Annotated in this window: 5 protein-coding genes and 1 pseudogene; 5 read left to right on the forward strand and 1 reads right to left on the reverse strand. The window is 67.7% G+C overall.

The genetic code is table 11. From position 1 onward, the window contains the following. From surE to QZ753_RS16420, 3 genes are all read left to right on the forward strand, one after another. The coding region (surE, locus tag QZ753_RS16410) for a 5'/3'-nucleotidase SurE (protein WP_294645159.1) at positions 1–350 on the forward strand (350 nt) is incomplete at its 5' end. A 6-nt stretch (positions 351–356) separates the two neighbouring features. Next, positions 357–1004, forward strand: a complete 648-nt coding sequence (locus QZ753_RS16415) for a protein-L-isoaspartate(D-aspartate) O-methyltransferase (protein WP_294645161.1) — start codon at positions 357–359, stop codon at positions 1002–1004. Positions 1005–1083: 79 nt separating this feature from the next. Beyond that, the gene (locus QZ753_RS16420) at positions 1084–2382 is read left to right on the forward strand and encodes a peptidoglycan DD-metalloendopeptidase family protein (protein WP_367171523.1); all 1299 of its coding nucleotides are present in this window, start codon (positions 1084–1086) and stop codon (positions 2380–2382) included. Between the two features lie 66 nt (positions 2383–2448). On the opposite strand, the gene QZ753_RS16425 is transcribed toward QZ753_RS16420, so the two are convergent. Continuing rightward, complete coding sequence (locus tag QZ753_RS16425; protein WP_294645164.1) at positions 2449–3321, reverse strand: ATP-binding protein; 873 nt, start codon at positions 3319–3321, stop codon at positions 2449–2451. 144 nt (positions 3322–3465) lie between these two features. On the opposite strand from QZ753_RS16425, the gene yajC reads away from it, so the two are divergent. Continuing rightward, positions 3466–3807 carry a preprotein translocase subunit YajC gene (gene yajC, locus QZ753_RS16430; protein ID WP_055884011.1) on the forward strand — a complete coding sequence of 114 codons (342 nt, stop codon included), beginning with the start codon at positions 3466–3468 and terminating at the stop codon, positions 3805–3807. A gap of 122 nt (positions 3808–3929) precedes the next feature. Then, a pseudogene (locus QZ753_RS16435) lies at positions 3930–4548 on the forward strand (protein translocase subunit SecDF); the annotation flags it as partial.

Genomic DNA, 4548 nt, shown 5'->3' on the forward strand with positions numbered 1-4548 from the left:
CGACCGCGGAGCGGCATGGCGCCGAGATCGTGCGCAAGCTTCTGACGATCGCAGCGCCCGAGGGTACGCTCTTCAACGTGAACTTCCCCGCGGTGGAGGCCGACGCCGTTCGAGGCACGAAGGTGACGCGCCAGGGCAAACTCGACTACGCGCTCGGCATCGAGGAGCGGCAGGACGGTCGGGGCCTGCCGTATTACTGGCTGAAGTTCGGCCGCCAGTCCGGGCCCGACATGGAGGGCTCCGATCTCGCCGCGCTGCGCGACGGGTTCATCTCGGTCACGCCGCTGCAGCTCGACCTGACCCACCATGCCCTGCGTGAGGACATGCGCTCCGTCTTCGCGGCCGGCTGACCGGGCATGGACGTTTCGGGCGACAGGGAAGGGCTTGCCGCGCTCCTCATGCGCGTTCGCTCGGAGGATTTCGTCGCGGGGCGTCTGATGGAGGCCGTCGAGGCGATCCCGCGGCGGCTCTTCGTGCCCGACGGCGTCGCCGATCCATACGGCGAGCACACGTTTCCGCTGCCCTGCGGCCAGACGATGCCGAGCGCCCGGACGGCGGTCCGCATCGCCGCGGCTCTGCGAGTGCAGCCCGAGCATCGCGTGCTCGAGATCGGCACCGGCAGCGGATACGTGACGGCGCTGCTTGCGCGTCTCGGCGTCCACGTCGTCACGCTGGAGCGCTATCGTACCCTGTCGTCGGCTGCCAACGAGCGGCTGCGCGCCTGCTCGCTCAGCAACGTGACCTTCCTTCAGGAGGACGGACGGGCCGGCTATGCCGAAGCCGCGCCCTACGACCGGATCGTGGTGCATGGCTCGTTCGAGGAACTGCCGAAGGCTTTCGTCGACCAGATGGCATCGGGCGCGATGCTCGTTGTCGCGATCGGGTCAGGGGACGGTGTCCAGCAGATGGTCCGCCATCACCGCCAGGGGAGCCGCTTCGAGCTGACCTCGCTTTTCCCGGTCCGACTCCAGCCGCTGGAAATCGGGAAAGCGTCACTCCTGTAAAGGAATACCTCGTTTTCGCTCCTTCGTTTAACCGGCGGGTAACATTAACGCGGTTGAATAGGCGAAGGTTGGTGAAGGCATGGGGATTGAGATGCGCACGCACGTTATGCGGCTTTTTCGGCAGAAGCTGATTCGCTCCGCCGCGCTGGTTTCGGTTGTCTCGATCACGGCAGGCTGCAGCGCCGATGCGACGCGGCTTCAGGACGGCTTCTACACGGGAGCGATCCCCAAGGCGCCGGTCGCGACGACGCAGGTTGCCGCCGCGCCGGCTGCGCCCGCCTACCAGCCGCCGCAGCAGACCTATGCCGCCGTCGAGACACCTGCCGTCAGCCGGTCCTCGCTGCCGCCCCCGCCGGCCTCGTCCTACGGCAACGCGCCGATGGCGCCGTCGTCCTATCCGGCACCCGCACCCGTCCAGAGCGCTGCGGCCGCGCCGATCGGTCAGGCCCAGGTCGCGCAGTCGTCGATGAGCCGCGCGGCACCGGTGGCATCCGGCGTCCGCTCCGCCAGCGTCAAGGTCGAGCCGGGTGACTCGCTTCTCGGGATCGCTCGCCGCTCGGGCGTCAGCGTCGCGGAACTGCGCGCGGCCAACGGCCTTAGCAGCGACAACATCCGCATCGGCCAGACGCTGATGCTGCCGGGCGGTGCCGCGGCTCCGGCCGCCGCGAACACCCGCGTCGCGTCGCTCGGCGCTCCGCCGACCACCCTCCAGGCACAGGCTGCCGCTATTCCCGCGCCGCGCTCCGCGCCTGCCAACCGCCCGATGGCGGCCGCCGCTCCGGCTGCTCCGGCCCCCGCGGCGCCGGCTCATGCCGCCGCGCAGGCGCCGAAGCCCGCACAGCCGGCCATGACTGCAGCGACCGCCGCTCCCGCGGCACCGGCGGCTCACACGGCGCCGAAGGCAAGCGACACCGCAGTCGCCGCTGCCGCACCGGCTCCAGCCACCACGGTCGCGAAGGAAGAAGAGAAGGAAGAGGCGTCGCTCGCGCCCGCCTCGACCGGTATCGACCAGTTCCGCTGGCCGGTGCAGGGCCGTGTGGTCAAGAACTTCGGCGACAAGGTCGGCTCGCGCCGTAACGACGGCCTGAACATTTCGGTGCCGCGCGGCACCCCGATCAAGGCTGCCGAGAACGGCGTCGTCATCTATGCCGGCGAGGGCTTAAAGGAGTTCGGTAAGACCGTCCTTGTCAAGCACGACAACGGCCTCGTGACGGTCTACGGCTATGCCGACGACATCCTTGTGCAGCGCGGCTCGACTGTGAAGCGCGGGCAGGAGATCGCAAAGGCCGGCATGACCGGCGAGGCGGACTCGCCGATGGTCCACTTCGAAGTGCGCAAGGACTCCTCGCCGGTGAACCCGATGACCTACCTGCGCTGACAGCCGCGACTGCAGGTTGATCCGAACAACGGTCCCGACGCCGACGCGTCGGGACCGTTTCGCGTTTCAGATGTCGAAGCGTTTCCCGAGTCGCCCGGCCAGATCCTGCACGAACTGGTAGGCGACGCGTCCCGACCGGTTGCCGCGGGTGGTCGACCATTCCAGGGCGTCGGCCCGCCACTCGTCCGCCTCGAGGCCGAGCCCGCCTTCGCGAACGTAGCCCGCGACCATCGCGAGATAGTCGTCCTGCGAGCATTTGTGAAAGCCGAGCCAGAGGCCGAAGCGGTCGGACAGCGAGACCTTCTCCTCGACCGCCTCGGCCGGATTAATCGCGGTGGACTGCTCGTTCTCCATCATGGTGCGGGGGAGGAGATGCCGCCGGTTCGACGTCGCGTAGAACAGGACGTTGGCCGGGCGCCCCTCCACGCCGCCGTCGAGCGCCGCCTTCAACGACTTGTACGATGTGTCGTCATGGTCAAACGATAGGTCGTCGCAGAAGAGGAGGATCTGGAACGGCTGCGCGCGCAGGACCTGCATCAGGGCCGGCAGGTGGTCGATGTCCTCGCGGTGGATTTCGATGAGCTTGAGGGGGGCGGACGTCGAGGCGGCTTCCCGGTTCGACCACTCGTGCGCCGCCTTGACGAGCGACGACTTGCCCATGCCGCGCGCGCCCCAGAGAAGCGCGTTGTTGGCCGGCAATCCGGCCGCGAAGCGTCGGGTGTTCTCGAGCAGGATCTCGCGCGATCGGTCGATCCCCCGCAGGAGCTCGACCGGCACACGGTTCACCCTCGGCACCGGCTGAAGCGCCAGCGGCGGCTGGAAGACGAAGCAGTCGGCGCGCGTGAGATCGGTAGGCGGCACGGGGGCAGGGGCCAGTCGATCCAGGGCATCGGCGATGCGGCGAAGAAGGGCGGTCCGGTCGTCTTCGAGCGCGGTCACAGTCTCGCTATGTCCTTCTGGGGGCGGCGAAACACTCGTTCATGCCGCGTCGGCTTGTGTTGCAATCAGGCCGACCGTTCGTATATTGCGGCCGACTTGTGAAGGGCGCGATCGCCCGTTTTCGTCCTGTCCTAGGAGTAGTTGATGTTCGTCACGCCGGCTTTCGCCCAGACCGCCGCCGCAGCCGGGGGGCCGGAGAGCATCCTCATCAGCATCCTGCCGTTCATCGCGGTCTTTGCGATCATGTACTTCTTGATCATCCGCCCCCAGCGCGGCGCGGCCAAGAAGCGCGACGAGATGTTGCGCAACATCCGCCGCGGCGACACGGTGGTGACGGGCGGTGGCATCATCGCCAAGGTGACCAAGGTGATGGACAACGGCGAGCTCGAGGTTCAAATCTCGGAGCAGACCAAGATCCGCGTTCTCCAGTCGATGATCGCGGACGTGCGCACCAAGGGCGAGCCGGTCGCCGCCAACACGAAATAACCTCTTTCGAGGTCGCATTCCGAAGGCCGGGGGTTCTCGGCCTTCTTCACGTCGATCCGCCTTCGGGCGGCAACGGGCGAGGGCGCAGGCCACTCGCCCCCTCGCCATGATTCGAGGACGTCATGCTTCATTTCTCCCGCTGGAAAACCGTCCTCATCTGGCTCGCGGTGGTCGCCGGCGTCCTGTTCGCGATGCCGAACCTTCTGACGCAGTCCCAGCGGGAGGCGCTTCCGGGCTTCCTGCCGCATCGGCCGATGACGCTCGGTCTCGATCTGCAGGGCGGCTCCTACGTCCTTCTCGAGGTCGATCGGGCTTCGCTCGTCAACGACCGCCTGCAGAGCCTCCGCGACGACGTGCAGCTCTCGTTGCGCAATGCCAATGTCGGCTTTGCAAAACTTGCCGAGCGTGAGGGCGGCGTCGTGTTTACGCTGCGCGATCCCACGCAGGGCGCGGCGGCACGCACGGCACTCCAGAACATCACTTCGCCGGTCTCGACGGGTGGCCTGTTGGCTGGCGCATCCGTCACTGAGACGGAGCTTACCGAGACCGAGCCGGGTTCATTCCGCCTGACGTTGACCGATCCCGGTATCAACTACCGCCTCTCGACCGCCGTAGGGCAGTCGATCGAGGTGGTGCGCCGCCGCGTCGACGAACTCGGCACGACCGAGCCGGTGATCCAGCGCCAGGGCGTCGACCGCATCATGGTGCAGGTGCCGGGTCTTCAGGATCCCGCGCGCCTCA

It is taken from the genome of uncultured Aureimonas sp. (genome assembly GCF_913775355.1).
GTDB lineage: Bacteria > Pseudomonadota > Alphaproteobacteria > Rhizobiales > Rhizobiaceae > Aureimonas.